The sequence below is a fragment of the Xanthomonas arboricola genome (assembly GCF_002940665.1).
Classification (GTDB): domain Bacteria; phylum Pseudomonadota; class Gammaproteobacteria; order Xanthomonadales; family Xanthomonadaceae; genus Xanthomonas; species Xanthomonas arboricola_B.
Genome location: NZ_MIGY01000003.1, coordinates 561,487 through 588,128, shown reverse-complemented (window position 1 = coordinate 588,128; position 26,642 = coordinate 561,487). Strand labels below are relative to the sequence as shown.

Below are 26,642 nucleotides of genomic sequence, written 5' to 3'. Positions count from 1 at the left end.
TATGACTACAGAAACCCCCCGGGCCCGCGGCCGGCCGCGCGCATTCGACCCGGATCAAGCGGTCGCCACCGCGCAGCAGCTGTTCCATGCGCGCGGCTACGACGCACTGAGCGTGGCCGACCTCACCCAGGCACTGGGCATCAATCCGCCCAGTTTCTACGCCGCCTTCGGCAGCAAGGCCGGCCTGTACGCGCGCATCCTCGACCGCTACGCGCAGACCGGGGCCATCCCGTTGCCCCAGATCCTGGACACCGCCCGCCCGCTGGCCGACGCCCTGGCCGACGTACTGGAACAGGCCGCCCGCTGCTACGCCGCAGACCCCGCCGCCACCGGCTGCCTGGTGCTGGAGGGCACGCGCAGCAACGACGCGCAGGCGCGCGAGGCGGCCTGCGGTTTTCATGTCGCAGCCCAGGAGTTGATTCGCTCCCACATCGCCAAGCAGTGCCCGCACGACGCAGACCGGCTGGCGGATTTCGTCAGCACCACCATGGCCGGGCTGTCCGCCAGCGCCCGTCATGGGCAGAGCCTGGAGCGTCTGCTGGCGAGTGCGCGGTTGGCGGGGGAGGCGCTTCGGGCGGCGCTGCGCGGATAGTGCAGGGAGGGCGCGGGAGCAGGTGGCTTTCGATGGCGTGAGCGCACCTGCTCGCTCATCGTGGTGCGCTTGCCGCTACCCAGTACGGGCAATGGGCAGGTGGTACGAGATGGTCGTGACCGGCCGTCGCTCAGGCGAAGTCGTTGTCGGATGACTGGTGCGGCAAATCAGGAAGGACGGGGCAGCGCCTGTGGGACATCCAGGTTCTAGGCTGGCTTTAACACAGGCCACTTCAACCTCCTTGTGCAATGCTGGTGAGCACATGGAGCCGCGCGCAGCGTGTTGGTTAAACGTTTCAAACTATCCGAATTACTGCTCACCCCGGACAGTCGCGCTGAGTCCATACCAGATGGCGTCGTTGCGGGATACAGCGTCTATTTCGGTCCCAAAATGAGAGTGTCGCTGAACCGTTTTCGTCTGCGCTCAGTCACTTGACCGAGCCTGCTCATGCGGCCACAGTCCGTGGCGTTCGTCCTCTCCGTTCAAGGATGCCCGTGAAGAAGCTGACGCATTGCATCGTGGCGACCGCGCTGGTGTCCATCATGACGCTTGGGTGTGCACGGCTTTCGATGGAACAGGCTGCCGCAAAACCCCCAAGTGGTGCACACGAAGCATCGTCTTTTCCTCAGGCGCCTGCTGCGACGCCTTCACCTTGGGTGTCATTCAAACTGGAACGGCAGATGGGCGCCGTCTGTGTGGACTGTACGCAATCACAGGGCTCCTCGACTGCGCCTTTGCTAAGGGACGGGTTTTGCAAAGGCCCGGCACCTGCGCACATGGCGGCTGCATTGCTTGCCCTGCCTGCAGATGCGGTCGATGCCTCGCCGCAAGCGCGCGAAGCGCGCCTGCGCGATGCCGTATACGTGGCCGCACCCGGCCTGGGACGGCGCGCGGACTTCACCGTGGTTGCGGGTGATCTGACGATCCGTTCGTTTGAAAGTGCTGATCCCGACAAAATGGTGTACTTGGTCTGGCCGGTGAAATGTGGCGCGGGCGAAGCTGGCCTCTCGTGCCAGTCAGGCAAAGGGCGAAAGGCGTATCGCGTCACCAAGGACGGCACCGCACGCGATGTCAGTGCAGCGGTGTTTCCACCAGCGTCTAGCCTGACTGCAGAAGATGTTGCCCGGCAAAACGACCACGGCGGCTCGGAGCTTTTTCTGTTCGATGACAAGCTGCCCTTGGCGCCGACAATGCGATGGTTGATGGAATTCGATCCTGACCAGCCGCTGGCCACCGATGACCCAAAGCGCGTCGGGTCTTACGCCCATTTTGGTTTTCTTCGGTGGACAGGCGAACGCTTCGAGCTGGTAGAACGAGTCGATAGAGCGCAGTGGCCTTGTCGCCAGCAGCGCACAGGCGAACCGGCATGTGCGGATTATCCAGATGGTGAGGACCGTTTCATCAGCGAGTGACCACTTCTGCAAGGAGCATCGAAATGGCGAGATCCAACGATTTAGACATCCGTGCGACTGCCGACCAGATTTCTGCGTTGTTCAACGCCAATCGACAGGCCGAGGCGCTGCGCATGCTTGATGAGCGCAGACAAGGCCAGGCAGAGGTCGTGCGTGACGCACTGGATCGCTATATCGGCGCAGCGTCCGCCGGTGCAATCGCCAATCATCAACAAGGGCCGGTCGCCGCTGCGGATGCCAGTGTGCTGCAACGCTTGCAACTAGCCGCATCAAATCAGCCAGCAATTCCGCCGCAAGCGCAAATGGCTGCCTTGAGCGACGCACAGCGCTATGACGTCTACGCCAGCATCGTACAGGTGAGAGGTAACGAAGCCGCGCACGAGGCACTCTCGCGACCCAACGAGCGCGTGGTATTAGGCCTTCGCCAGGAAAACTCAACGCTTGCGGCCATGCAGGATCGCGCGCATGCCGGAAGCTTGCGTAGCGACGATCCGGCAACCCCTGCCATCAACGAAGCTCAGGGCGGCACGGGCGTCTACAACGACCGCCTGGTCGTACTGTGGAAGGATGCCGATGGCACGCGTCATACGCAGGTCGCCCAACAAGCAAACACCGAGCCGACTGCGCAGTACGATCATCATGCAGGCAACACGGGGCGGCGCCCGCGTGCGGAAGGCGGCATGGAGAACAGGACATTTGCACCGTCGCCAGGCTTTGAAAGCATCACCAGGCCCAGGAAGATCGAAGGCGAGGATGTCAATGCCGATGGCATCAGGGATCTCGGTCGCCTGAGCGAAGGCACCATCGAGATGCGGATGGGGCAGCACCCAAATCCCAGCCGGCCAGGCACCCAAGACAACGCATTACGCCCAAGTCAGGCGGCAGTCGATGCAGGGCGGGGCGGCGTACAGCGGGATAGCAATGCGGACGGCTGGTTTGATCAAGCCGATCTCAACGGTGTGCAAAATCTCAACGACACCTTCAAGATTCATCGCGGTTCCAGCGGCAGTACCGATTCGGCTGGCTGCCAGACAATTCATCCAGCCGAGTACGATGGGTTCATCGCGGCGGTGCAAGGCAACCCAGCGCAGACGCGCTGGCAATACGTGCTGACCAGCACCACACCCGGGCCGGTGCGGGAGCAGCATCAGGACCAAGGGCGAGGGCGTGAAGGGGTACAGCCAGGGCAGGAGGAGCAGGGGCATCGGCCGGCCCAGCCGCAGCGGCAGAACGGCGGGCCTGCAGCGCCTGTACCTGGGAGGCCACGACAGGCAGACGCAGAAGACGCCCAACCCGCGCCTCATCCGTTGCATGCACAGGCCAGCACCTTGGTTGGCCGGTTGGACGCCAGCATGGGTCGTACCAGCGATGCGCACAGCGAGCGGATGAGCGCCAGCCTGGCCTATCTGGCAAAGGAGCACGGGCTCGAGCGCATCGACCACGTAATGCTGAGCAACCAAACATCGCGTGCAGCGGCCGGTGCCACCGTGTTCGTGGTACAGGGCGAACCCAGCAACCCGGCCCATCTGCGCGCCAGCATGCCCACCGACGTGGCCGTCACTACGCCGGTGGAGCAATCGCTGGCAAAGCTGCAAGAGCTAGACGCGCGTACCTTGGCGCAAGCGCAGAGTCAGGCGCAGGAGAGAGGGGTGCTACAGGAAGAGGCTGTCAAGCCGCGAAGCATTGGATGAGAGCTTCTGGCTTCCGCCTTTGATCTGTATACGGCTGCTCCAGACAGCGTGTAGCTGAGACTGCCTGCACAAACACGTTGTTCGTCTCATTCCATATTCCGGAATATGGAATGAGGCAGACTTGGCTGTGGCATTGAAGCCCAAGGATCTCGTGGTGCCACACAAGCAGGGTTGCCCAGGCGGGCCTCGACCTGTGCATCCCTTGGAGAAGTGCTGTGTATGCGACATCGTCGGCTTAGGTTTGCAAAGAAAACCTTGAAGCACCGGCGCCCGCTTGCGATGATGCATCGCAATTGCAACGCACTGGGCCTGCCATGAAATCCGCATCTCTTCCATCGCTCCGTGTGGACCCGGCGCTGCGCCAAGCGGCCGAAGCCGTGTTGCAGGAGGGTGAGACGCTTTCCAGCTTTGTCGAGCACTCCGTGCGCGCCCAGGTGCAGCAGCGTCAGCAGCAGGAAGCCTTCATTGCGCGCGGGCTGGCCTCGCGTGACAGCGCCAAGGCGTCCAACCGGTACACCGACGCGAAGGATGTGCTTGCCGGGCTGCAGTCCCAACTGGACAAGGCGCGCAAGGGCTAAACCAAGGTGGGATTTTCCGTCCGCTTTACTCCGCAAGCGCGCGACGATCTCGCGCGTCTTTACGACTGGCTGCTACAGCGTGCCGAAGGCGACTTCACCGTGGCCGAGCGTGCGCTGCAGGCCATCGGCGATGTCGTCACCGTACTTGAACTGGCGCCGTTGAGCTGCCGCAAGGCGGGGGTGGCAGATCCGTTCTTGCGCGAGCTGGTGATCGGCTTCGGTGCCAGTGGCTACGTCCTGCTGTTTGAGGTGGAAAGCGATCAGGTCGTCACCGTTCTGGCGGTCAGGCATCAGCGTGAAGACGACTATCATTAAGCACGGCGTTAGCGCCAACGTCGTGCCACAGGGGAAGTAGATGGCCAATATCAGCAGGCGCCGCACTGGGGAATTGACCCGTGCGCTGTTCCATATCCTCAAGACCCAGCCGGAGGGCATGCGCGCCGCAGACGCGCTGGCCGCACTGGAAAAGCAGGTCGTGCTCACCGAGTACGAAGCGGGCGACTACGAAACCGGCGGCCGTCGCTTCGAGAAGATCGTGCGCTTCAGCACCGTGGCGCCGGTCAAGGCCGGCTGGCTGGTCAAGGACAAAGGCATCTGGACCCTCACGCCAGAGGGCGAAGCGGCGCTGGACGCGTATCCGGACCCAGAGCAGTTCATCCGCGCGGTGGGGCAGCTGTACAAGAAATGGAAGAGTGCCCAGCCCGTTGCAGACGAGGTCGACGATCCCGAAGGCGAACTTACCGAGGAATCGGCCAGCATCACGCTGGAAGAAGCCGAAGAAATGGCATGGGCCGAGATCGAGGCCTACCTCGCCGCGATGCCGCCGTATGACTTCCAGGAACTCGTGGCGTCGCTGCTACGGGCGATGGGCTACCACGTCGCCTGGGTCGCACCGCCCGGCAAGGACGGTGGCACCGACATCATTGCCTACAACGACCCGCTCGGCACCCGCCCGCCGCGCATCAAGGTGCAGGTCAAGCGCAATGCCAACTCGCCGCGGATCGATGTGGCGGGCCTGCGCAGCTTTATGGCGGTTCTGGGAGAGGGCGATGTCGGCCTGCATGTCGCGTTGTCAGGTTTCACCAAGGACGCCGACTACGAAGCGCGGCAGTCGCATCGGCGGATCAATCTGATCGATGCGCGGAAGTTGGTGGAGCTATGGACCACGCACTATTCACAGCTTGAGGACATCGCCAGGGCCCGTCTGCCGCTCAAGCCGGTTTGGTTTCTGGCCGGAAAAGAACAAGTAGGTCCGAGCATCGTGCGCGCCATGCTTGAAACAACCCCTGGCGAAGTGGCTATCGATGCCGAAAAATTACTTTGTGCCGCTGAAGCGGCTTCACTGGCAGGCGTGATGCAGGCCCTCAAGCAGTACGGAACAACGCAGTGACATCCACCGAGCAAAATACCGAACGTTTTCTCGCCATGTTGCAGTCTCTCGGCGGCTCTGCTGGTAACGGCAAGCTGCGAGACGAACTTGGCTGGCAGGAAAGTACGTATCTACGCATCAAATACCTGTTGATCGAGCAAGGCGACATCGTGTCTGGCCGAGGGCGCGGCGGTTCCGTCGCGCTTGCTGAGACGGCTGTGATGCACAACAGAGCCAGAAATTCTGGTGCAAAACAGGCAGAAAAAGTAGTGGAAGTTCTTAAGGTAAAGGCAGCCAAGACGCATGCCGAGGCAGACACAACATCGTCGGTGAGGCGCGGCGGCGTAGTCAAAAAATCTGATTTGTATAGCTCCATCTGGGCCTCCTGCGATGAACTGCGCGGTGGCATGGACGCTAGTCAGTACAAGGACTATGTGCTGTTCATGCTGTTCATCAAGTACATCAGCGACAAGTACGGCAATAGCAAGGACTTCGCTCCACCTGTCGTCATCCCGCCTGGCGCCTCATTCAAGGACATGGTGGTGCTCAAGGGCAAGGCCGATATCGGCGAAAGGATCAACACGCAAGTCATTCAAAAGCTGATTGAGGCCAATACCAAGCTGGCGCGTAGCGACTTCCCAGACTTCAACGATCCCAACAAGCTTGGCGAAGGCCCGGCCATGGTCGAGCGGTTGGGCAACCTGATCGCCATCTTCGAAAAGCCCGAGCTGAATTTTGCCAACAACCGGGCCGACAACGACGATCTGCTCGGCGATGCGTACGAGTACCTGATGCGCCACTTTGCGCAGGACTCCGGCAAGAGCAAGGGCCAGTTCTATACTCCCTCTGAAGTGAGTAGCATCATCGCCCAGGTGATCGGCATCTCCCACGCCAATACCCGCGCATCTACGACCGCGTACGATCCAACTTGCGGCTCAGGCTCACTGCTGCTGAAAGTTGCCGCCGAGGCAGGCCGGCAGATCACGCTGGAAGGGCAGGAAAAGGACGTGACCACCGCCGGCTTGGCGCGGATGAATATGATCCTGCACCACTTCCCCAGTGCCACCATCCTTGGCGGGGACACGCTGTCCAACCCCAGGTTCAAGGATGGGGAGCAACTGCGTAGCTACGACTATGTGGTCGCCAACCCGCCGTTCTCGGACAAGAAGTGGTCCACCGGGCTGACACCCGCCAACGATCCTTATCAACGTTTTGCCTGGGGCGCACCGCCGGACAAGCAGGGCGACTACGCCTATTTGCTGCACGTCATGCGTAGCATGAAGGCAACTACCGGCAAGGGTGCCATCATCCTGCCGCACGGTGTGCTGTTCCGTGGCAACGCGGAAGGCGTCATTCGTAAAAACCTTGTGCGCTCAGGTGTGCTCAAGGGCATCATCGGCCTGCCGGCCAATCTGTTCTACGGCACCGGCATCCCCGCCTGCATCCTGGTGCTGGATAAGGAAAACGCTGGCGCCCGCAAGGGCATCTTCATGATCGACGCCAGCAAAGGCTTCATCAAGGACGGTCCCAAGAACCGCCTGCGTGAGCAGGACATCCATCGCATCGTTGATACCTTCCGCCGTGGCGCGGATGTGCCGCGCTATGCCCGGATGGTGCCGCTGGGGGAAGTCTCCAGCGACAGGAATAGCTACAACCTCAACCTGCCGCGCTACATCGATAGCAGCGAGCCAGAAGACCTGCACGACATTGACGCCCACCTCAACGGCGGCATCCCCGAGCGCGATATCGATGCCTTTGCTGCCGACTGGCAGGAAATGCCAGCTCTGCGCGAGGTGCTGTTCGAGGCCGATCGCCCAGGCTATGCCCGGCTACGCCAGCCTATTGCAGACGTACGCTCGATCATCCAGAGCCACCCGCAGTTCCAGCAATTCCGCAGCAAGGTGGAAGCGCTGTTCGGCAAATGGCAGCAGGCCGTCACGCCGCTACTCACCGGCATCCAGCCGGGCGACAAACCCAAGACGCTGATCTCGCAGATCTCTGAAACCCTGCTCGCGACCTTTCACGCCGCACCCCTGCTTGACCCTTACGACATCTACCAGCACCTGATGGACTACTGGGCGGAAGTGATGCAGGACGACGCCTACCTGATTGCTGCCGACGGCTGGGTGGCCCAGCCTCGGCGCATCGTAGAAATCGACAAGAAAGGCAACGCCAAGAACAAGGGCTGGATCTGCGATCTCGTGCCCAAGCGATTTATCGTTGCCCGTTACTTCACCACCGCACAGGCCGAGTTAGAGGCCGTGCAAACTGAACTGGAAAGTCTGACCAGCCAGCTCGCGGAGCTGGAGGAAGAATACGGCGGGGAGGAGGGTCTTTTGTTTGAAGCACAGGATGAAAAAGGTGCTTTGACCAAGGCAAGCGTTGGCCAGCGCCTGGATGCTGCGCAAGAAGGGGGCGTGGACGTCGCCGAGCCTGGTGAAATTCCGCTGCTTCGCAGATGGCTGGAGCTAAAAGAAGGCGAAGTGGCTCTCAAAAGAGCAATCAAGACGCTTGAGACAAAAATCGACCAGCAAGCACACGACTGCTACGCCGCTCTAAGCGAAGCTGAGATCAAAATGCTGGTGGTCGAAGATAAGTGGCTAGCCCACCTGCAAGCCGATGTGCAGCAGGAGCTGGAGCGTATTTCCCAGACCCTCTCCCAGCGCATCCGCGAACTGGCCGAACGCTACGATACCCCGCTACCGAGGTTGGAGGATGACGTGGCGGCTCTCAGCGCTAAGGTGGGCGTGCACCTGAAACAGATGGGGGCGGTATGGAAGTGAAGCCTGGGTATAAGCAGACGGAAGTGGGGGCGATTCCGGAGGATTGGGAGGTTAAGTCCCTTGGAGATATCGGCGAGGCTCTAATTGGGCTCACCTACAAACCAAACGAAGTTCGAGATTACGGAACACTTGTTCTGCGCTCGTCGAATATTCAAAACGATGCTCTTGAATTTGAAAATAATGTTTTTGTCGACGCCGAAATCTCAGAGCGCATCATGGTGCGCCCTAATGATGTTTTGATCTGCGTCAGGAATGGTAGTCGTGATCTGATAGGGAAATCGGCGCTGCTTGATGAGCGGACGAATGGAATGACATTTGGAGCTTTCATGGCAGTCTATCGTAGTCAGATTGGACGGCTTGCAAGTTACCTATTTCAATCAGATATATTAAAGCGCCAAATCAACGAACACCTCGGCGCAACTATCAATCAAATTACAAACAAGAGTCTCAATTCATTCCAGATTCCCTTGTCTCCGTCGGTTTTTGAGCAATGCACCATCGCCAACGCTCTTAGTGACATGGATGCACTACTTATGGGGCTGGATCGCCTGATCGCCAAAAAGCGCGCCATCAAACAGTCCGTCATGCAGCAACTTCTTACTGGGCAAACCCGGCTGCCGGGGTTCACTGGGAAGTGGAAGGTGAAGCGTCTGAGAGACTTGGCAAATATTCAACGTGGAGCATCGCCTCGTCCCATCGATAGCCCTCGGTGGTTCGATGAAAGCTCGAATGTAGGCTGGGTAAGAATTTCAGACGTCACAAATTCCGGTATGTATCTGGAGCAAACAACTCAGCGACTTTCCCCTGATGGTGTTGCACACAGTCGTCCCGTAGATAGCGGAAATCTCATTATGAGCATCTGCGCAACGGTTGGTCGCCCCATCATCACCAATATCGACGTATGTATTCACGACGGATTTGTCGTATTCGAAAATCTGAAAGCAGATAGGCTGTTCATCTATTACGCACTGAAGTGGATTGAGCCCGGCTGGTCAAAGTATGGCCAAACTGGCTCTCAAATGAACTTGAATACTGGTCTTATCAATTCGACCAATATCAATTTACCACCAATCGACGAACAAACAGCCATCGCTACTGTCCTCGCTGATATGCACACCGAAATTACCGTCCTTGAAATCCGGCGCACCAAGACACGCGACCTCAAGCAAGCCATGATGCAGGAACTGCTGACCGGCAGGACACGGTTGGTCTGATAGGTTGCGTGGCCCGATGCTGCCGACGGATAACGCAGAAGATGAAACGTCAATGACAGACGAACCAAGCTCCTTGATCCTCGTTCCGCGAGGCTACGCCGACTGGCTGGCCGAACTCAAGGGACGCATCCACGGCGCGCAGCAACGTGCCGCGCTGGCGGTCAATCGGGAGCTGGTAGGGCTTTACTGGCAGATTGGCCGTGACATTCTAGAGCGGCAAGCCGAACAAGGCTGGGGCGCCAAGGTGATCGAGCGGCTCGCGCATGACCTACGCGCCGCCTTCCCTGAGATGAAGGGCTTTTCGCCGCGCAACCTCAAGTACATGCGGGCGTTTGCCGAGGCCTGGCCGGATGAATCATTTGTGCAAGCGGTGCTTGCACAATTGCCCTGGTACCACCAGCTGGCCCTGCTGGACAAGTTGCCCGGCCCTGAAACCCGCCGCTGGTATGCCGCCAAGGCCATCGAGCACAATTGGTCGCGCAACGTGCTGGTGATGCAGATCGAGGCCAGCCTGTTGGAGCGTAGCGGTTCGGCCGTGACGAACTTCCCGGCCACCTTGCCCGCCCCGCAGTCCGACTTGGCCATGGAATCGCTGAAAGATCCGTACCGCTTCGATTTCCTCGGCCTTGGCGAGCAAGCGCAGGAACGCGAGATCGAGGGCGCGCTGGTGCAGCATGTGACCGATTTCCTGCTGGAACTGGGCGCGGGCTTTGCCTTTGTGGGGCGGCAGGTGTTGCTGGACGTGGGCGGCGAGGAGTTCTTCATCGACCTGCTGTTCTATCACCTCAAGCTGCGCTGCTACGTAGTAATCGAACTCAAGGCAGGCAAGTTCAAGCCCGAGCACCTGGGGCAACTGGGCTTTTATCTGACGGCGGTAGATCGGCAGCTGAAGCACGTGCAAGACAACCCAAGCATCGGCCTGCTGCTGTGCAAGAGCAAGAACAAGGTGGTGGCCGAATACGCGCTGGGGGACAAGTCCCAGCCGATGGGCATTGCCGAATACAAGCTAGTGGAATCTCTGCCGCAAGAGCTGCAAACCAGCCTGCCGAGCATCGAGCAGATCGAGCGGGAGCTGGCTAACGCTGTCAATGAACGCACCAAGGAATGATGCAATGACCCAAAGCATGCCGCGCTCCGAGCGCAACTCACAAAACCGCGTAGCGCGCCTATTCGCTGACCCCGTAGACAAGGGCGGTCTGGGTTACGAGCACCTTGGCAATTGGAGCAAGCGCGAGAACAATCGGGCCATTGAAGTCGATCTGTTACGCGCCAATCTGGCAGCGCGTGGTTACGCGCCTGCCCATATCAGCGCCGCACTGCAAAAGCTGGAAGTTGCGGTGGATGTCACCGGCATCACGCCCTATCAGGCCAACCTGCGCACCTACCAATTGCTGCGCTATGGCGTGCCGGTGCAGATTGCGGCCGGCAAATCGCACGAGACGGTACAGCTAATCGACTGGGCCCAGCCGCAGCGAAATCAGTTTGCCCTTGCCGAAGAAGTGACGCTGAGAGGCGGCAGCACACGTCGGCCGGACATCGTGCTGTATATCAACGGTCTGGCGGTGGCAGTGATTGAGCTCAAGCGCAGCTCGGTGGATCTGGGCGACGGCATTCGCCAGCTGCGCAGCAATCAGGAGGAGGCGTTCAACCAAGGCTTCTTCAGTACGGTGCAGGTGTTGCTGGCCGGAAGCGACGCGCAGGGGCTGCGCTATGGCACCACCGGCACCCCGGAGCAGTTCTTCGTGCAGTGGAAAGACGAACAACCATTGGCTGCAGTAGCGGCAGGCGCCTTGTTGGATCGTCCACTGGCACAGATGTGTAGCAAGGTGCAGTTGCTGGACTTGATCCGCAACTTCGTGATCTTCGACGCAGGCTTCAAGAAAGTGCCCAGGCAGCACCAGTACCAGGGCATCAAGGCGGCCCAGGCGCGCATTGCCCAACGCGAGGGGGGGGTGATCTGGCACACCCAAGGCAGTGGCAAAAGCATCTTGATGGTGCTGCTGGCCAAGTGGCTGCTGGAGCATGACCCACAGGCGCGCGTGTTGGTGGTCACTGACCGCGACGAACTGGACAAGCAGATCGAAGGTGTCATGCGCAATGCCAGTGTGATCGGTGCGGACTCGGCTTCGCCGCGCATTACCTCCCGAGCGGACTTTGTGCGAAAGCTGAGTGCGGCGGCGCCGCGCCTGCTGTGCGCGCTGATCCACAAGTTCGATGCTGCGGACCTCAAGGGCGAGCCGCCACCGATCCATGGGCGCTTCTACGTGTTTGTTGACGAATGCCACCGCACTCAGGGTGGCAACATGAACAAGCAGATGAAGCGCTGGCTGGACGATGCGATTTTCATCGGCTTTACTGGTACGCCGCTGCTGCGCAAGGACAGGCAAACCACTCGCGATGTGTTCGGGACCTACATCCATACCTACAAGTTTCACCAGGCAGTGGCAGACAAGGTGGTGTTGGACCTGAAGTACGAGGCGCGCGATGTGCCGCAGCGGTTGACCTCGCGTGAGGCCATCGATGCCTGGTTCGAAAAGAAAACGCGAGGGTTGAACAACTTTCAGAAATCCATCCTGCGCAAGCGCTGGGCAACGATGGAAGAGTTGATGAGCGGTAAAGAGCGCAAGGACCGCATCGTTGCCAACATTATCGAGGATTTCAGCCTCAAGCCCCGCCTGGACAACGATCGTGGTACGGCGATTCTGGTGGCTGCGTCGATCTACGACGCATGCCATTATTTTCGGCTTTTCCAGAACACACATTTTAGCCCGCATGTGGGTGTCATCACATCGTTTGAGCCCAATCCGGCGGCGATCTCGAAAGCGTCATCGGGCAGCGATGAGCGCTACAAGTACGACACCTATAAGCAGCATGTGCTGCGCGCCGGCCAAACAACCAAGCAGTACGAAGACGAAACCAAGCGCCGCTTCATTGAAGAACCGGCCAGCATGAAACTGCTGATTGTGGTCAGCAAGCTGTTGACAGGGTTCGATGCGCCCAGTTGCACTTACATCTATCTGGACAACGAGCTGCATGACCACAACCTGTTTCAGGCCATTTGTCGCACCAATCGTCTCGACGGCGAGGACAAGGACTATGGCTACATCGTCGATTACAAAAAGCTATTCGATGATGTGCAGCAGGCGATTGCGGTGTACAGCTCCGATGCGTTGGACATCGACGCCGGTAACGGTGGCGACAACAACATCCAGCTAAAGAATTGGCTGGGCGAAGGTCGTAAACATTTGGATGAGGCGCGCGAGGCGTTGCACTACCTGTGCGAGCCGGTCGAGCACCCTCGTGAAGTGGAGCAGTTCATCCACTACTTTTGCGGCCATGCGGGTGATCCGGAGGCGCTACTGGAGAGTGAGGCGCTACGTATTGCCTTCTACAAAGCGGTAGCGACCTATCTGCGCGCCTTTGCCGCAATTGCCCAGGACTTGGCCGAGGCGGGTTATTCCAATGGCGAGGCCGACACCTTGCGGCGAGAAACCGAGTTCTATGCCGAGGTTAGGTCTGCCATCAAGCATTGCAGTTGTGAGGAGCTGGATATCAAACCCTTTGAGGCTGATATGCGACATCTCATCAACACCTATGTCCATGCCGAACCGGCACAAGCATTGGGGCAACTAGCCGAGCTGTCGCTGACTGAGCTGATCATCAAAACCGGCGTCCACGACGCTATCGCCAAAAAGCTCAACGAGAAGGGCAAGCTCTCAAAGAATGCCATTGCGGAAACCATCATCAACAATGTCCGCAAGACCATTATCCGCGACCGCCTAACTGATCCGCGGTTTTACGAGCAGATGTCCAAGCTGCTCGATGATTTGATCCAACAAAGCCGCGAAAGCACCGAGGCCTACGAAGCATTTCTGAAGAAGGCAGAGGCGTTGGTGATGACCTGGCATGAGAGACAGCACGATAGTGATGAACCCAGCATGCTGCGTGGCAATGCCGGCGCGCTGGTGATTTATCGCAATCTGCCGGACATCATTTCTGATGATGCTCAAGCTGCACATGGCGCCATCCAGGAGCCGGAAGTGAATTACGGCAACCGGCTGGCCTTCCTGGCACTCAACATCGATCGCCTGATGCGTGACGAGGCTCCGGCAGGATGGCGAGGAGATGAAGCAAAGGAACGCATTGTACAAAATGTCCTGTATCCGCTGACGGGCCGCAATCGCGAGGCCACGCTCAAGCTGTTCGAACTGCTGAAGAGTCAGTCGGTCTACTGATGAAACAGACGCACATCCGCCTGGGCGAGCTGGACATTGCGGTCACCTTCAAGGCTGTGAAGAACGTCCACCTGTCCGTTCACCCGCCGCAAGGCGAGGTGACGCTGGTGGCGCCGACTGGCACACGGCTTGAAGTGGCACGCGCTTATGCGATTTCAAAGTTGCGTTGGATTCGCCAACAGCAGGTGCAATTGCTGGAGCAGGTTCGTGAAACACCCAGGCAGTTTGTCACCCGCGAGAGTCATTACATCTGGGGGCGACGCTATCTGCTTGCTGTGGTGGAGCGCGATACTTCGCCCACCGTCAAGATGGACCACCGGCGCATCACACTGAGTGTACGTCCCGGCACCGATGCAGGCAGGCGCGAGGCCATCTATCAACGTTGGCAGCGGTCGTTGTTGCATGAAGCAATCCAGGCGTTGATCGCTCACTGGGAAGGCCGTATCGGGATAAAGGTGGAAGGTTATTTTCTCCAGCGCATGAAAACCAAGTGGGGGAGTTGCAATCACCTACGAGCCCACATCCGGCTCAATACAGAGCTGGTCAAGAAGCCGCGTGACTTGCTCGAATACGTGATTGTGCATGAGATGATTCATCTGCTTGAGCCAACGCACAATGCGCGCTTCGTCGCCTTGCTGGACAACCACTACGCTGGATGGCGAGACGCGAGAGCTGAGCTCAACGCCTTGCCCCTGGCGACATAGCCGACAGGTATCGCCCTGCTCGCACTGCGGTGATTCGAGTACGGCTGCTAGCTCAAGTCTAGAAGGCTGCAGGCTCTCCGCTCCAACGCGTGCCTTGGGGTTGACGCTGGATTTGATGAGTAGCATGCTCATGCTACGGAGCCTCGAAACTCCCCGTATAGCGGTACCCACCTCCGACAAACCGGTGGGTTTTTTGTGCCTGCATATTTTGTAGGTGCAACCGACGTGATGCCTGCGTCGGGAGGGCGGCTAATACAACACCCGCAAGGGGAATACGCCCGCCGGCTATACGCGGTTTCGAGCCTCCCGACTTCCCGTCCGTCGCCTTGCGGCGGGCGGGCGGATTCCATGGAATGAGGAGCAGGCCATGTCGGACGTTGTACGAGATGCGCAGTCACACCCGGGCTACTACCTGCCAGAGGGCGCGCAATACCGCTTGCAGCAACTGCGCGACCATATGCGGTTTCTGGCGCGTCTGGCGCAGCCACGCACGCAGGCTGAAGAGCAGGCGCGGCAGCCAGCCATCTGCATGGACGAGTTGGCGTTTTGTCTGGAACTGCTTGCCGATCAGATGACCCATGCGCTGAAGCAGATGCAGTGGCCGGCGAGTCTGGAAGACCAGGCGGAAAGTGGCTGACGCTACACCGGCGCAGACTTCAAAATCCCCGACAGACTCTCGCGCAGGATCAACTGCAGATGCATGCGGTTGAGTTCCATGCCGCTGGTCATCACGCTGTGCAGGCCGCCGCACATGGCGGCGACGGCGAAGACGCGGGCCTGGAATTCCTGTTCGCTGCTGGCCGGGTCGGCGTGGCCGCGCAGCAGGCGTTTGAGCAGGGCACTGAGGTGTTCGATCAGCGATGCGCTCTGCCGGCGCATGAAGGCGGCCAGCACCGGGTCGCGCAGGGTGGCCAGGTGCAGTTCCAGGTCGATGCGGGTGCGCTTGATGTTGATTTCCTGCAGCAGCCATTCTTCGAGCAGGCCGGCGATGAAATCCACCACGTCCACATTGGCCGGGCGTTCCACCAGCCACATCTGGCGGATGGCGCGCATGTAGTTGCGCTCCAGCAATGCGCGCACCAGCGCGTCCTTGTCTTCGAAACGTTGCAGCAGGCTGCCGCAGCTGACCTTGGCGCGCTCGGCGATCAGCTCGAAGCTGGTGGCGCTCAGGCCGATGACGTCGATGCACTGCTCGGTGGCGTCCAGCACCTCTTCCAGCAGCAGTTCTTCGCGCTCTTTTGCCGTGCGCAGCAACAGGACGTTGGACATGGGCAGCAGGGTGTCGGGGGGCTGCAGTATACCGGCGCGGCGTTACCCATCCGTTGCGTTCGCTTGTTGCTGTGCCATCAGTCATGGATGCGCGTGCGTATTGAAACACCGGTCACAGATGCGCTGGTCGACCATGTTTTCACGGCGGCTGTGCGACACGTGAGGTTGACGTTGTGCAGGAGAAGCATGTGAGTGAGAACAGTGCGGTAGCCGGTGTCTCGGCGCAGTGGCCGGCGCGGTTGTGGGTGGTGCGGCATGGGCAAAGCGCGGGCAACGTGGCGCGCGATGTGGCCGAGTCCAACGGCTCGGCCTTGATCGACCTGGAGCACCGCGATGCGGATGTGCCGTTGTCGGCGCTGGGCGAGCGCCAGGCCGAGGCGTTGGGGGCGTGGATGGCCGGTTTGCCCGAGCACGAGCGTCCAACCCTGATCCTGAGTTCCACCTATGTGCGGGCGCGCCAGACCGCCGCTGCGGTGGCGCGTGCGTTGGGGCAGCCGGCCGAGTCGGTCAGTGTGGACGAGCGTTTGCGCGAGAAGGAATTCGGCGTGCTCGACCGCTATACCACGGCCGGCATTCTTGCGACCTTTCCGGAGCTGGCCGAGCAGCGCAAGCTGGTGGGCAAGTTCTACTTTCGCCCGCCCGGTGGCGAGAGCTGGTGCGATGTGATCTTCCGCCTGCGCGGGGTGGTGGGCGATCTGCAGCGCAACCATGTGGGCGCGCGGGTGCTGATCGTGGGGCATCAGGTAATCGTCAATTGTTTCCGCTACCTGATCGAGCGGATGGACGAGGCCACCATCCTGGGCATCGACCGCGAAGGCGACGTGCCCAATTGCGGCGTCACCGAATACGCGGCTGCGGCCGATGGGCAATCCCTGGAGTTGCTGCGTACCAACTTCGTGCCGCCGGAACTGGCCGACGAGCCGGTGACCACCGAGTCCGACCGCCCGGCCGGGGCGCGCTGATGGCCGCCCCGCGCGTGCGCACGCTCAACGCCGCCGCCTTGCGGGCGATGCCGTTGCCGGCCCCGGGTGGCGACAAGGAGCAGCGCGGGCGCGTGTTGATCGTGGGTGGCTCGATGCGCGTGCCCGGTGCGGTGCTGCTGGCCGGCGAGGCGGCGCTGCGCACCGGTGCGGGCAAGCTGCAGATCGCCACCGCGGCCAGTGTGGCGCCGGGCATGGCCTTGGCGGTGCCGGAGGCGCTGGTGCTGGGGTTGGCGCAGAACGGGCAGGGCGAGATCGTGCGCGGGCATCGCGCGCTGGACGGGGCGATGGCGGCCTGCGATGCGGCAGTGATCGGACCGGGGATGGCGTCGTCGGCCACCACCACGGCGATGGTCAGGCGCGCCGCCGAGCAGGCGGTGTGCACCTTGGTGCTGGATGCCGGTGCGTTGTCGCGTGGCCTGCGGGCGCCGATCGGGCGGCCATTCGTGTTGACGCCGCATGCGGGCGAGATGGCGACCCTGGCCGGCGACGACAAGGCGGCGGTGGAAGCGGCGCCGAGCGCGTACGCGCTGAAGTTTGCGCAGAAGCTGCGCAGCGTGGTGATCGTCAAGGGCGCGGACAGTTTTATTGCCGGGCCAGATGGAGTGGTGTGGATGCATCGCGGGGGGGCGTCCGGGTTGGGCACGTCCGGGTCTGGCGATGTGCTGGCGGGATTGATTGCCGGGTTTGCCGCGCGCGGCTGCGATGCGTTGACCGCTGCGTTATGGGGCGTGTTTGTGCATGCGGCGGCGGGCAGGCAGTTGGCCAGGCGGATTGGGCCGGTGGGGTTTCTGGCGCGCGAGCTTGGACTGGAAGTGCCTGGGATTCTGGATCGGTTGGCGCGGGGGTGATCGACGCTCGTCGCGTTGATGCGGCGCGCAGACCAAGCCTTTCTCCAGCGGGAGAGGGGTTGGGGTGAGGATGCGTCTGCTGGAGTCGTGGGGCTGTCTTTCCAGTTGGGGTTTAGGTTGTTGCCTTGATTGCAGTGGGTTGGTTGCACTCTGAGCAGACGTACCCGCATCCGGCCCTTCGGGCCACCTTCTCCCGAGGGGAGAAGGGAAGGTCCGGCGATGGAAGGATGCACGGTTGCGCTCGTTTGTTGCGCGATGTTGCGCCGCGTTGGTCGGTTAGGCTTGGTCACCAACCTGGGAGGGTGCACGGTGAAGCGAACGATTGCGTGGTCGATGGTGGGGGTTCTGGGGGTTTGGGGTGCTGCGACTGAAACGGTGTTGGCATCTGCATCTGCAATAACAGCAACAACAGCAGTAGCAACAACCGCAACGCCGATTCTGGTGCCGGCATCGACGGCACCGTCTGCATCCACGCCCACATCGACGGCGGTAGAAGCTGCAGTTGTGGATGCTGCTACTCCGCCGGCCGCCGCCGGTGCACTACGCGTTTACACCTCTGCCCAGGGCGCAACGCAGCAGATGCGTGTCAGCACTGTCGAGGCGCCCAGGGCCCGGCATGCGTTGACCGAGAAAGAGAACTCCATCTTCGTCAATCCGCAGCGGCGCTTCCAGGAGGTGCTGGGCATCGGCGGGGCGATCACCGATGCCAGTGCCGAGACCTTCGCCAAGCTGCCCAAGCCTGCGCAGCGCGCATTGCTCACTGCCTACTACGACCCGCAAAAAGGCATCGGCTATACGCTGGCGCGTACCACCATCCACAGTTCGGATTTCAGCAGTGGCAGCTACACCTATATCAAGGACGGCGATGCGGCGCTGAAGAGCTTTTCGGTCAGCCACGATCAGCGTTATCGCATCCCGATGCTGCGCCAGGCCATTGCGGCGGCCGGCGGCAAGTTGACGACCTTCGCCAGCCCATGGAGCGCGCCGGCCTTCATGAAAGACAGCAACAACATGCTCAAGGGCGGCAAGTTGCTGCCCGCGTATGCGCAGGCCTGGGCCACCTACTACACGCGCTTCATTGCGGCCTACGAAAAAGCCGGTATCCCGATCTGGGGCATCAGCCTGCAGAACGAGCCGATGGCGGTGCAGACCTGGGAGTCGATGGTGTTTTCCGCCGAGGAAGAGCGCGACTTCCTGAAGAACCACCTCGGCCCGACGATGGCGCAGGCCGGCTATGGCGACCGCAAGATCATCGTGTGGGACCACAACCGCGACATGATGCTGCACCGCGCGCACGTGATCTTCGACGATCCGGAAGCGGCGAAATACGCGTGGGGCATGGGCTTCCACTGGTACGAGACCTGGGCCGGGTTCGCGCCGATGGTGGAGAACGTCGCAGCCGTGGCGCAGGCGTACCCGGACAAGCCGCTCCTGCTGACCGAAGCGGCTGTGGAAAAGTTCGACCCGGCAAAGCTGCAGTACTGGCCCAATGGCGAGCGCTATGGCACCGCCATCATCAACGATCTCAATCATGGTGCGGTGGGCTGGACCGACTGGAACATCCTGCTCGATCAAAATGGCGGGCCGAACCATGTGGGCAATTACTGCTTTGCGCCGGTGCATGCCGACACGCGCACCGGCGAGGTGATCTACACGCCGAGCTATTGGTACATCGGCCACTTTTCCAAGTTCATCCGCCCCGGTGCGCGGCGGGTGAGTGCGGCCAGCAGCCGCAGCAATCTGGCAACGACGTCCTTTCTCAACACCGATGGCAGCCTGGCCACGGTGGTGATGAATGCCAGCGATGTGGCGATCCGTTACAACCTGTACGTGGGCGAGGCGTCGAGCGAACTGGACATTCCGGCGCATGCCATTCAGACAGTGGTGGTGGCGCGCTAGCGCCAGCGGTGGCGTCGGGCGCGCGGGTGAGGAAGTGCACCCTCAGCCGCGCTGCGCTTTCTCCAGCCTTGCGGAAAAAGAAGGCACATTCGCAGATGCCGGGTTGTTACGCGCAGCGGTGATGCCCGACGCCGGCTAATCGCCATCCACGGCCAGCGCCGCGTGGATCAAGGCGAGGTGGCTCAGGCCTTGCGGCAGGTTGCCCAGGGCCTGGCCGTCAGTGGCATCCACCATCTCCGGCATCAGGCCGACATCGTTGCCCAGCTGGTGCAGCAATTGCTCGAACAGGCGCCTGGCCTCGGCACGCTCGCCAAGCAGGCCGTAGGACTCCACCAGCCAGAACGCACAGGCGATGAACGCGCCTTCGCGGTGCTGCATGCCGCTGTAGCGATGCACCAACGCGCCGGTGCCAAGCTCTTTGCGGATGGCATCGCGGGTGGCGATCATGCGCTCGCGGCGCGGGCCGCCCAGGCCGAAGCGCGAAGCCAGCAACAGGCTGGCGTCCAGGTCTTCGGTGCCGGCATAGAAGGTGTATGCCTGCTTGGCCTGCGACCAGCACCGTGCGTCGATCCACTCCAGGATGCGTTCCTGTTCGCGTTCCCAGCGCGGCAACATGGCGACGGAGAGGTGGCCGGCCCTGGCCAGCTCGCTGGCGCGGCGCAGCGCCAGCCAGCATTCCACCTTCGACATGGTGTAGTGCTCTTGGGTTTGCAGTTCCCAGAAGCCGGCATCCTTGCGCATCCAGGTGTCGGCGCATTCGTTGCCGAGCTCGAACAGCTGGCGCGCGGTTTCCCGGTCGAGGATATGACCGGCATCGAGAAAGCGCGCTGCCGTTTCGAAGATGTCGCCATACAGACACAGCTGCAACTGGGTGCTGGCCGTGTTGCCCACGCGCACCGGACGCGTATTGCGGTAACCGGGGATGTCGATCTCGCGCTCGTCCGGTACCAGGGCGCCGTCGAGGGTGTAGCACGGACGAACCCCCGGGCGATGGTGCCGGATGGTGCGCATCAACCAGCTGAAGGCGGCCTTGGCATCGGCCAGGGCGCCCACGCGCAGGAAGGCCTTGGTGGTGTAGGCCGCATCGCGCACCCAGGCATAGCGGTAGTCCCAGTTACCGTTCTCACCGATCTGCTCGGGCAGCGAGGTGGTGACCGCAGCGGCGATGGCGCCGGTGGGCGAGAACCACAGGAACTTGAGTGCCAGCGCCGAGCGGATCACCGCGTCGCGGTAGCCGTTGTCGTAGCGCAGGTTGCCGCTCCATTGCCGCCACTCGGCGTCGCTGCGATCGATACGGCCGTTGATGTCCTCCAGCGCCGGCACGGGCAAGGCATCGTCTTCGGCAGCCAGCAAGGCGACCACATGCGTGTCGCCGGCGCCCACCGTGAGCGTGGCCTGCACGCCACGGTCGTCGCAGTGCGTGACCTGCACGGCGTTGCTGTCGAAGCGCAGCATGGTCATCAATTGGCCGATGTGATGCACCCGCCCGTTCGGGGTGTCGCTTTGCCAGGGCGTGGCTTGCCCGGCACGCGTACCGGGCCGGTAGAGCAGATCGAAGACCACATCGCCTTCGATGCCTTCCAGGCGCCGGGCCAGTTCGGACCACGGCAGCAGCCCGGCCTCGCCGCTGTTGAGCGATTCGGTCAGGCGCGCAATGCCGGTGTCGGTGGTGCAGGTGGTTTCGAGGATGTTGCTGCCGTCGCGATAGCGGCGTTGCACATGCTGCAGGCCACGTGGCGTCAGCGCGAAGTAGCCGCCCTCGTTGGCATCGAGCAGGCGATCGAACAACGGCGGTGCGTCCATCTTCGGCACGCACCACCAGTCGATGCTGCCGTCCGCACCGGACAGGGCCACCGAGCGGCCGTCACCGATCGCCGCATAGGCGGCAATCGGCAAGGCACCGGTGGCATCGCGTTGGAAGCAGACCCGGTGGCGACTCAAGACAGCAGCAGGCCGCCGGTGGCGCCGAAGACCTCGCCGGTGACGTAGCTGGATTCCTGCGAAGCCAGGATCACATACAGCGGCGCCATCTCCACCGGCTGACCGGCACGCTTGAGCGGGGTTTCCGAGCCGAATTCGGGAATCTTCTCCGGCGGTTGGCCACCGCTGGGTTGCAGCGGGGTCCATACCGGGCCGGGGGCGACTGCGTTGACGCGGATGCCCTTCTCGGCGACCTGCTGGGCCAGGCCCTTGGTGAAGTTGACGATGGCGGCCTTAGTGGACGCATAGTCCAGCAGCGTCGGCGAGGGCTGGTAGGACTGGATCGAGCCGGTATTGATGATGGATGCACCCGGCGGCAGGTGCGGGATGGCCGCCTTGCACAGCCAGAACATCGCATACACGTTGGTCTTGTAGGTGGCGTCGAACTGCTCGGTGGTGATGTCGGCGATGTCCTTGACCGCGGTCTGCTTGCCGGCGATGTTGACCAAAAGGTCCAGCCCGCCGAGCTCCTTGACCGCGCGTGCGACCAGTTCATTGCAGAAGGCTTCGTCCTTCAAGTCGCCCGGGATGCTGATGGCTTTGCGGCCTTCGGCCTGGATCAACTTCACCACTTCCGCGGCGTCCTGCTCTTCTTCCGGCAGGTAGTTCAGCACGATGTCGGCGCCTTCGCGTGCGTAGGCAATCGCAGTGGCGCGGCCGATGCCCGAGTCGGCACCGGTGATCAGCGCCTTGCGGCCCTTCAGGCGGCCGAAGCCCTGGTAGCTCTGCTCGCCATGGTCGGCCTTGGGCTGCAATGCATGGACGGTGCCCGGTGCTTCCTGGGTCTGCTCGGGGAACTTGGGCTGCGGAAACTGGGTAAGCGGGTTCTGCATTTCGTACTGGTTCTTGGTGCTGGACATGCACTGGCTCCTGCATTGGGGGATGGCAAGGGCGCAGCGTGCTGCGGCCCGATGCAGAGCAGTCTGGAAACACTGGCGATGCGTGCGGGTGAACGAATGTTGTGCATGATGTGAACGCGCCACGCCGATCACCTGCGAGCGGTGCTACGGGCGCCGTGCCTGCAGACCACGACCGGGAGGACAACAATGCAGTGTGTAGGGATCGATGGCGCCGGTAGCGGTTGGCTGGCGGTGTGGCAGGCCGACGATGGATTGCAGTTTGCCGGCTACCCCACCGTCGCCGCGGTGGCGAACGCATTACGCGGCATCGCTGTGCTGGCTGTGGATATTCCGATCGGTTTGAGCGAGCACGCGCCCCGCGCTGCGGATGTGCAGGCGCGGCGCGTTGTTGGTGGGCGCCGCGCATCCAGCATCTTTGCCGCGCCATTGCGCGGCATGCTGCATGCGAGCACGCAGGTGGACGCTTCTGCGTTGCATCGGGTGCTGGACCACGACGGGCAGCGTGGCTTTGGCGTGCAGTCGTTTGCGCTGCTGTCGAAGATCCGCGCCTGGGACGATGCCTTGCGCGCCGATCCGTTGTGGGCCGAGCGCGTGTTCGAGGTGCACCCGGAGGTGTCGTTCGCCGTGCTCGCCAGCGGGCACGGCCTGGCGGCGGGCAAGAAGAGCACTGCGGGCCATCAACAGCGCGCCGCCTTGCTGGGCCGGCGCTATGGCGCCAGGCAGGTGGCCGCGTTGCTGGGGCGGGTGCCGCGTGCGCTGGCCAAGCCGGACGATGTGCTGGATGCCCTGGTGGCCTGCTGGAGCGCGCAGCGCATTGCCGCAGGTACCGCCGGCAGCCTGCCGACGGTGGTGGAACGCGATGCCTGCGGGCTACGCATGGGCATCCACTACTGACTCAGCGCATCGGTGGACATCGAATACGGCCGCTGCGCCGGATCGGTGGCCCATTGCGTGTTCGGCGTGGCCTGCATGCGGAAGCGCAACTCGCCGCCGGCCTGGATTTCTTCATGCGTGAGGTAGGCGCGGGTCAGCGGCTGGCCGTTGAGGGTGACGCTGCCGATGTAGCTGCGCGCCTTGCTCAGGCCATCGGCAATCACGCTGAAGCGCTTGCCATTGGGCAGCTTGAGCGTGGCGCGCGGCAGGAACGGGCGGCCGATGATGTACTGGTTGCTGCCCGGTGCCACCGGATAGAAGCCCAGCGTGGTGAACACGTACCAGGCCGACATCTGGCCAAGGTCGTCGTTGCCGGCCAGGCCATCGGGGCCGGCGTGATACTGGGTGTCCATGATCTGGGTCAGCCGCGCCTGGGTGCGCCAGGGCTGGCCGGCGTAGGCGTACAGATAGGCGACATGGTGGCTGGGCTCGTTGCCGTGCGCATACCAGCCGATCAGGCCGGTGATGTCTTCCATATGCGCGAACACCTTGGGGTCGACCTTGGCATCGAACACCGCATCCAGGCGCGCGAGCAGCGTGTCGTCGCCGCCGTGTGCGGCGGCAAGCCCTGCGACATCCTGCGGCACGTACCAGGAGTATTGCCAGGCATTGCCTTCGGTGTAGTCGCTGCCGTAGCCGCTGGCCGAGGGGTCGAACGGCGCGCGGAAGTCACCCGCACGGGTGCGCGCGCGCATGTAGCCGGTGGCCGGGTCGAAGGCGTGTTTCCAGTTGCCGGCGCGCTTGCTGAATTCCGCGGCGATGGCGGGCTTGCCGAGCTTGTCGGCCATGCGCGCGATGGTCCAGTCGTCGAAGGCGTATTCCAGCGTCTTGGAGGCGGCTTCGCCTTCTTCGTCGATGGGCACGTAGCCCAGCTCGCGGTACTGCGCGATGCCGTCGTAGGGGCCGTAGTTGGCGCTGGCGACCATGGCATCGAGCGCTTGCTCGGCATCGAAGCCGCCGATGCCTTTCATGTAGGCGTCGGCGATCACCGGCACGGCGTGGTAGCCGATCATGCACCAGGTTTCCAGGCCGTGGAACGCCCAGACGGGCAGGATGCCGTAGGCGCTCTCGCGGCGCGAGGCGAGCAACGAATTGACCATGTCGCTGCTGCGTTGCGGCGGCTGCACCAGGGTCAGCAACGGATGCAGCGCGCGGTAGGTATCCCAGAGCGAGAAGGTGGAATAGTTGGTCCAGCCATGTGCCTGATGCACGGCGTTGTCCGGCCCGCGGTACTGGCCATCGCTGTCCATGAACAGGGTGGGGCCGAGCAGGGTGTGATACAGCGCGGTGTAGAGCTGGGTGCGTTGTTGCGGCGTGCCTTGCGCATCGATCGCCGCCAGCGCCTGTGTCCACTGCGCGCGCGCATCGGCGCGCACGCGGTCGAAATCGAAACCGGGCACCTCCGCATCGAGATTGGCGATGGCACCGGCCTCGCTGACCGGCGACAGCGCGACCTTGACCACCAGCGGCGTGCCATCGTTGGCGACGTCGAACACGCCGACCAGCTGCCGGCCTTCGATCTGTGCACGCTGTGCGGGATTCTTCTCGCCCGGCGGCGGAAAGCCCTTGTACGGGATGTCCTGCTCGGTGTCGTGCAATTGCGTGGCGGTGAGCGGGCGGGAAAAACGCATGGCGAAGTACAGCTGGCGGCCGGGTGCCCAGCCGCGTGTTTCGCGGAAGCCGGTCACGGTGCCATCGCCGCGTACGCGCAGCCGCGACCACTGCACCTTGCCGGGGTAGTCGTACAGGCTGGTGCGCAGGTCCACCAACACGTGTGCCGGTGTGCCCTTGGGGAAGGTGTAGCGATGCACACCCACGCGCGCACTGGCGGTGAGTTCGGCGCGGATGTTGCGGTCTTTCAAGGTCACCGCGTAATAGCCGGGTTGCGCCTGCTCGCTGGCATGGTCGAACTGCGCGGTGTAGCCGCTGCCCGGTGTGGCGGCATCGCCGCGTTCGAGCCTGACCTGGCCGGTCTGCGGCATCAGCAGCACATCGCCCAGGTCCGAATGCCCGGAGCCGGAAAAGTGCGTGTGCGAGAAGCCGACAATCGTGGTGTCGCCATGCCGGTAACCGGCGGCCCAGCCGTAGGCCTGCTTGCGCGGCTTGATCTGCGTGTCCGGGCTCAGCTGCACCATGCCGAACGGCAGCGTGGCGCCGGGATAGGTGTGGCCTTCGCCACCGGTGCCGATCAACGGGTCGACCGCGCTGAAGCCCGCGTCGTCCCCACGTGGCGCCGCGTTGCCGGCAAAGCTGACGCAGGCGGCAAGCAGCGCCAGCCAACGCAGGGGAGACAAGGCGATTGAGCGATGCTGCATGCGAACGGTTCCAGGCGGATGCAGCGCCGGACCGTAGCACAGCTGTCGGGCCTGATCGCATGAGGTCCATGCCTGCATCGTTGAGCTCGCTAACCGGTGCGCGGCGGGCGGCGGTGATGCGTACGCCTGTCTTTGAGAGTTTGCCGGTGTTGCGCGCAGGAGACAGCGGGTGCACAGATCGGTCGCCTTTCTACACGGAACGAGCGCAATGCCAGCAGCTGCGAGAGAGCGTGCGAACGTAGCGCTTCGTCTGCGGGAGATCGCAACGGCAGGCTGCTGAAATCGCGCAAACCGCCCGCATATCACCGGGATGGATCTGTTCGATACTCCCACCGCGCCCGTGCAGCTGCTGCACGATACGCAAGGCGGCGTGCGCTATTGGCCGCAGCTGCTGGCGCCTGCCGTGGCGCAGCAGTGCTTTGCCGCGTTGCGCCAGGCCACCGACTGGCACAGCCAGCGCCGCGAGATGTACGACCGTGTGGTGGAGGTGCCGCGCCTGCTGGCCTCGTATCGGCTGGATACGCCGCTGCCGCCCGCGCTGCCGCTGCAGGCGCTGCTCGATGCCGTGCAGGCCGTATTGCCAGCGCCGTACAACGCCGTGGGCCTGAATCTGTATCGCGATGGCCGCGACAGTGTGGCGATGCATCACGACAAGCTGCAGACGCTGCAGGCGCCGTATCCGATCGCCTTGGTGTCGCTGGGCGCGACGCGGCGGATGCAGCTGCGCGCAAAGGACGGTAGCGCGCGTGCGATCGGTGTGGAGCTGGCGCCCGGCAGCCTGCTGGCGATGAGCCATGCCTCGCAACTGAGCCACGAGCACGGCATCGCCAAGACCGCACGTGCGGTGGGCGAGCGCATCAGCGTGGTGTTCCGCGTGCGCCCGGCCGAGCGCATGGCCGCCGGCCAGCACGGGCCGCATTGGGAGCCGGTACAAGCGCAGCGTGGCTGACAAGACGTGGTGCATGCTGCGGAGCAAG

The 26,642-nt window shown here is 62.4% G+C and carries 21 protein-coding genes and 1 pseudogene; 17 read left to right on the top strand and 5 right to left on the bottom strand.

Annotation, left to right across the window (positions count from 1 at the left end):
• The first annotated feature begins 1 nt into the window (after nt 1).
• Both XarjCFBP7645_RS16105 and XarjCFBP7645_RS16100 read left to right on the top strand, forming a co-directional pair.
• Complete coding sequence (locus XarjCFBP7645_RS16105) at nt 2-592, top strand: TetR/AcrR family transcriptional regulator (protein ID WP_104538322.1); 591 nt, start codon at nt 2-4, stop codon at nt 590-592.
• Nucleotides 593-1,086: 494 nt separating this feature from the next.
• Nucleotides 1,087-2,004 (top strand): hypothetical protein, encoded by a 918-nt coding sequence (locus XarjCFBP7645_RS16100; protein ID WP_258079572.1) that lies wholly within the window; start codon nt 1,087-1,089, stop codon nt 2,002-2,004.
• A gap of 41 nt (nt 2,005-2,045) precedes the next feature.
• Here XarjCFBP7645_RS16100 and XarjCFBP7645_RS16095 read toward each other — a convergent pair whose 3' ends face one another.
• On the bottom strand, nt 2,046-2,264 hold the full coding sequence (locus tag XarjCFBP7645_RS16095; protein ID WP_102256910.1) for a hypothetical protein: 219 nt from the start codon (nt 2,262-2,264) through the stop codon (nt 2,046-2,048).
• A 42-nt stretch (nt 2,265-2,306) separates the two neighbouring features.
• Between XarjCFBP7645_RS16095 and XarjCFBP7645_RS21745 the strand changes: the two genes are divergently transcribed.
• The 10 genes and pseudogenes from XarjCFBP7645_RS21745 to XarjCFBP7645_RS16040 all read left to right on the top strand — a co-directional run bounded on the left by XarjCFBP7645_RS21745 (nt 2,307) and on the right by XarjCFBP7645_RS16040 (nt 15,215).
• Complete coding sequence (locus tag XarjCFBP7645_RS21745) at nt 2,307-3,695, top strand: XVIPCD domain-containing protein (RefSeq protein ID WP_181126409.1); 1,389 nt, start codon at nt 2,307-2,309, stop codon at nt 3,693-3,695.
• Nucleotides 3,696-4,009: 314 nt separating this feature from the next.
• On the top strand, nt 4,010-4,273 hold the full coding sequence (locus XarjCFBP7645_RS16085) for a YlcI/YnfO family protein (RefSeq protein ID WP_104538320.1): 264 nt from the start codon (nt 4,010-4,012) through the stop codon (nt 4,271-4,273).
• A gap of 6 nt (nt 4,274-4,279) precedes the next feature.
• Complete coding sequence (locus XarjCFBP7645_RS16080) at nt 4,280-4,588, top strand: type II toxin-antitoxin system RelE/ParE family toxin (RefSeq protein ID WP_104538319.1); 309 nt, start codon at nt 4,280-4,282, stop codon at nt 4,586-4,588.
• Between the two features lie 40 nt (nt 4,589-4,628).
• Nucleotides 4,629-5,516, top strand: a pseudogene (locus XarjCFBP7645_RS16075) (restriction endonuclease); the annotation flags it as partial.
• A 143-nt stretch (nt 5,517-5,659) separates the two neighbouring features.
• Nucleotides 5,660-8,425 carry a type I restriction-modification system subunit M gene (locus tag XarjCFBP7645_RS16070; RefSeq protein WP_219842101.1) on the top strand — a complete coding sequence of 922 codons (2,766 nt, stop codon included), beginning with the start codon at nt 5,660-5,662 and terminating at the stop codon, nt 8,423-8,425.
• On the top strand, nt 8,416-9,639 hold the full coding sequence (locus tag XarjCFBP7645_RS16065; RefSeq protein WP_104538318.1) for a restriction endonuclease subunit S: 1,224 nt from the start codon (nt 8,416-8,418) through the stop codon (nt 9,637-9,639). The genes XarjCFBP7645_RS16070 and XarjCFBP7645_RS16065 overlap by 10 nt, the downstream gene beginning before the upstream one ends.
• A gap of 52 nt (nt 9,640-9,691) precedes the next feature.
• Nucleotides 9,692-10,747 (top strand): PDDEXK nuclease domain-containing protein, encoded by a 1,056-nt coding sequence (locus tag XarjCFBP7645_RS16060; protein WP_104538317.1) that lies wholly within the window; start codon nt 9,692-9,694, stop codon nt 10,745-10,747.
• A 4-nt stretch (nt 10,748-10,751) separates the two neighbouring features.
• A complete protein-coding gene (locus XarjCFBP7645_RS16055; protein WP_104538316.1) occupies nt 10,752-13,874 on the top strand; it encodes a type I restriction endonuclease subunit R in 3,123 nt (1,040 codons plus the stop codon).
• Entirely contained in the window at nt 13,874-14,578 is a 705-nt protein-coding gene (locus XarjCFBP7645_RS16050) for a M48 family metallopeptidase (protein WP_104538315.1), read from the top strand. Before XarjCFBP7645_RS16055 ends, XarjCFBP7645_RS16050 begins: the two co-directional genes overlap by 1 nt.
• 367 nt (nt 14,579-14,945) lie before the next feature.
• Nucleotides 14,946-15,215, top strand: coding sequence for an XAC0095 family protein (locus tag XarjCFBP7645_RS16040; protein WP_104538314.1), 270 nt, complete (start codon nt 14,946-14,948; stop codon nt 15,213-15,215).
• Between the two features lie 2 nt (nt 15,216-15,217).
• On the opposite strand, the gene XarjCFBP7645_RS16035 is transcribed toward XarjCFBP7645_RS16040, so the two are convergent.
• Nucleotides 15,218-15,847 carry a TetR/AcrR family transcriptional regulator gene (locus XarjCFBP7645_RS16035; protein WP_104538313.1) on the bottom strand — a complete coding sequence of 210 codons (630 nt, stop codon included), beginning with the start codon at nt 15,845-15,847 and terminating at the stop codon, nt 15,218-15,220.
• Nucleotides 15,848-16,020: 173 nt separating this feature from the next.
• Here XarjCFBP7645_RS16035 and XarjCFBP7645_RS16030 point away from each other — a divergent pair, with 173 nt between their 5' ends.
• From XarjCFBP7645_RS16030 to XarjCFBP7645_RS16020, 3 genes are all read left to right on the top strand, one after another.
• On the top strand, nt 16,021-16,809 hold the full coding sequence (locus XarjCFBP7645_RS16030; protein ID WP_104538312.1) for a histidine phosphatase family protein: 789 nt from the start codon (nt 16,021-16,023) through the stop codon (nt 16,807-16,809).
• Complete coding sequence (locus XarjCFBP7645_RS16025; protein ID WP_104538311.1) at nt 16,809-17,678, top strand: NAD(P)H-hydrate dehydratase; 870 nt, start codon at nt 16,809-16,811, stop codon at nt 17,676-17,678. The genes XarjCFBP7645_RS16030 and XarjCFBP7645_RS16025 overlap by 1 nt, the downstream gene beginning before the upstream one ends.
• A gap of 321 nt (nt 17,679-17,999) precedes the next feature.
• Nucleotides 18,000-19,577, top strand: a complete 1,578-nt coding sequence (locus XarjCFBP7645_RS16020) for a glycoside hydrolase family 30 protein (protein WP_104538826.1) — start codon at nt 18,000-18,002, stop codon at nt 19,575-19,577.
• 135 nt (nt 19,578-19,712) lie between these two features.
• Here XarjCFBP7645_RS16020 and XarjCFBP7645_RS16015 read toward each other — a convergent pair whose 3' ends face one another.
• On the bottom strand, nt 19,713-21,518 hold the full coding sequence (locus XarjCFBP7645_RS16015; protein WP_104538310.1) for a glycoside hydrolase family 15 protein: 1,806 nt from the start codon (nt 21,516-21,518) through the stop codon (nt 19,713-19,715).
• Nucleotides 21,515-22,417 (bottom strand): SDR family oxidoreductase, encoded by a 903-nt coding sequence (locus XarjCFBP7645_RS16010; RefSeq protein ID WP_104538309.1) that lies wholly within the window; start codon nt 22,415-22,417, stop codon nt 21,515-21,517. Before XarjCFBP7645_RS16010 ends, XarjCFBP7645_RS16015 begins: the two co-directional genes overlap by 4 nt.
• 186 nt (nt 22,418-22,603) lie before the next feature.
• On the opposite strand from XarjCFBP7645_RS16010, the gene XarjCFBP7645_RS16005 reads away from it, so the two are divergent.
• Nucleotides 22,604-23,311: a DUF429 domain-containing protein gene (locus tag XarjCFBP7645_RS16005; RefSeq protein ID WP_104538308.1), complete on the top strand. Its 708-nt coding sequence runs from the start codon at nt 22,604-22,606 to the stop codon at nt 23,309-23,311.
• Here XarjCFBP7645_RS16005 and XarjCFBP7645_RS16000 read toward each other — a convergent pair.
• Entirely contained in the window at nt 23,305-25,665 is a 2,361-nt protein-coding gene (locus XarjCFBP7645_RS16000) for a GH92 family glycosyl hydrolase (protein ID WP_104538307.1), read from the bottom strand. The genes XarjCFBP7645_RS16005 and XarjCFBP7645_RS16000 overlap by 7 nt on opposite strands.
• A 310-nt stretch (nt 25,666-25,975) precedes the next feature.
• Here XarjCFBP7645_RS16000 and XarjCFBP7645_RS15995 point away from each other — a divergent pair, with 310 nt between their 5' ends.
• On the top strand, nt 25,976-26,614 hold the full coding sequence (locus tag XarjCFBP7645_RS15995) for an alpha-ketoglutarate-dependent dioxygenase AlkB family protein (RefSeq protein ID WP_104538306.1): 639 nt from the start codon (nt 25,976-25,978) through the stop codon (nt 26,612-26,614).
• The last annotated feature ends 28 nt before the right edge of the window (nt 26,615-26,642 follow it).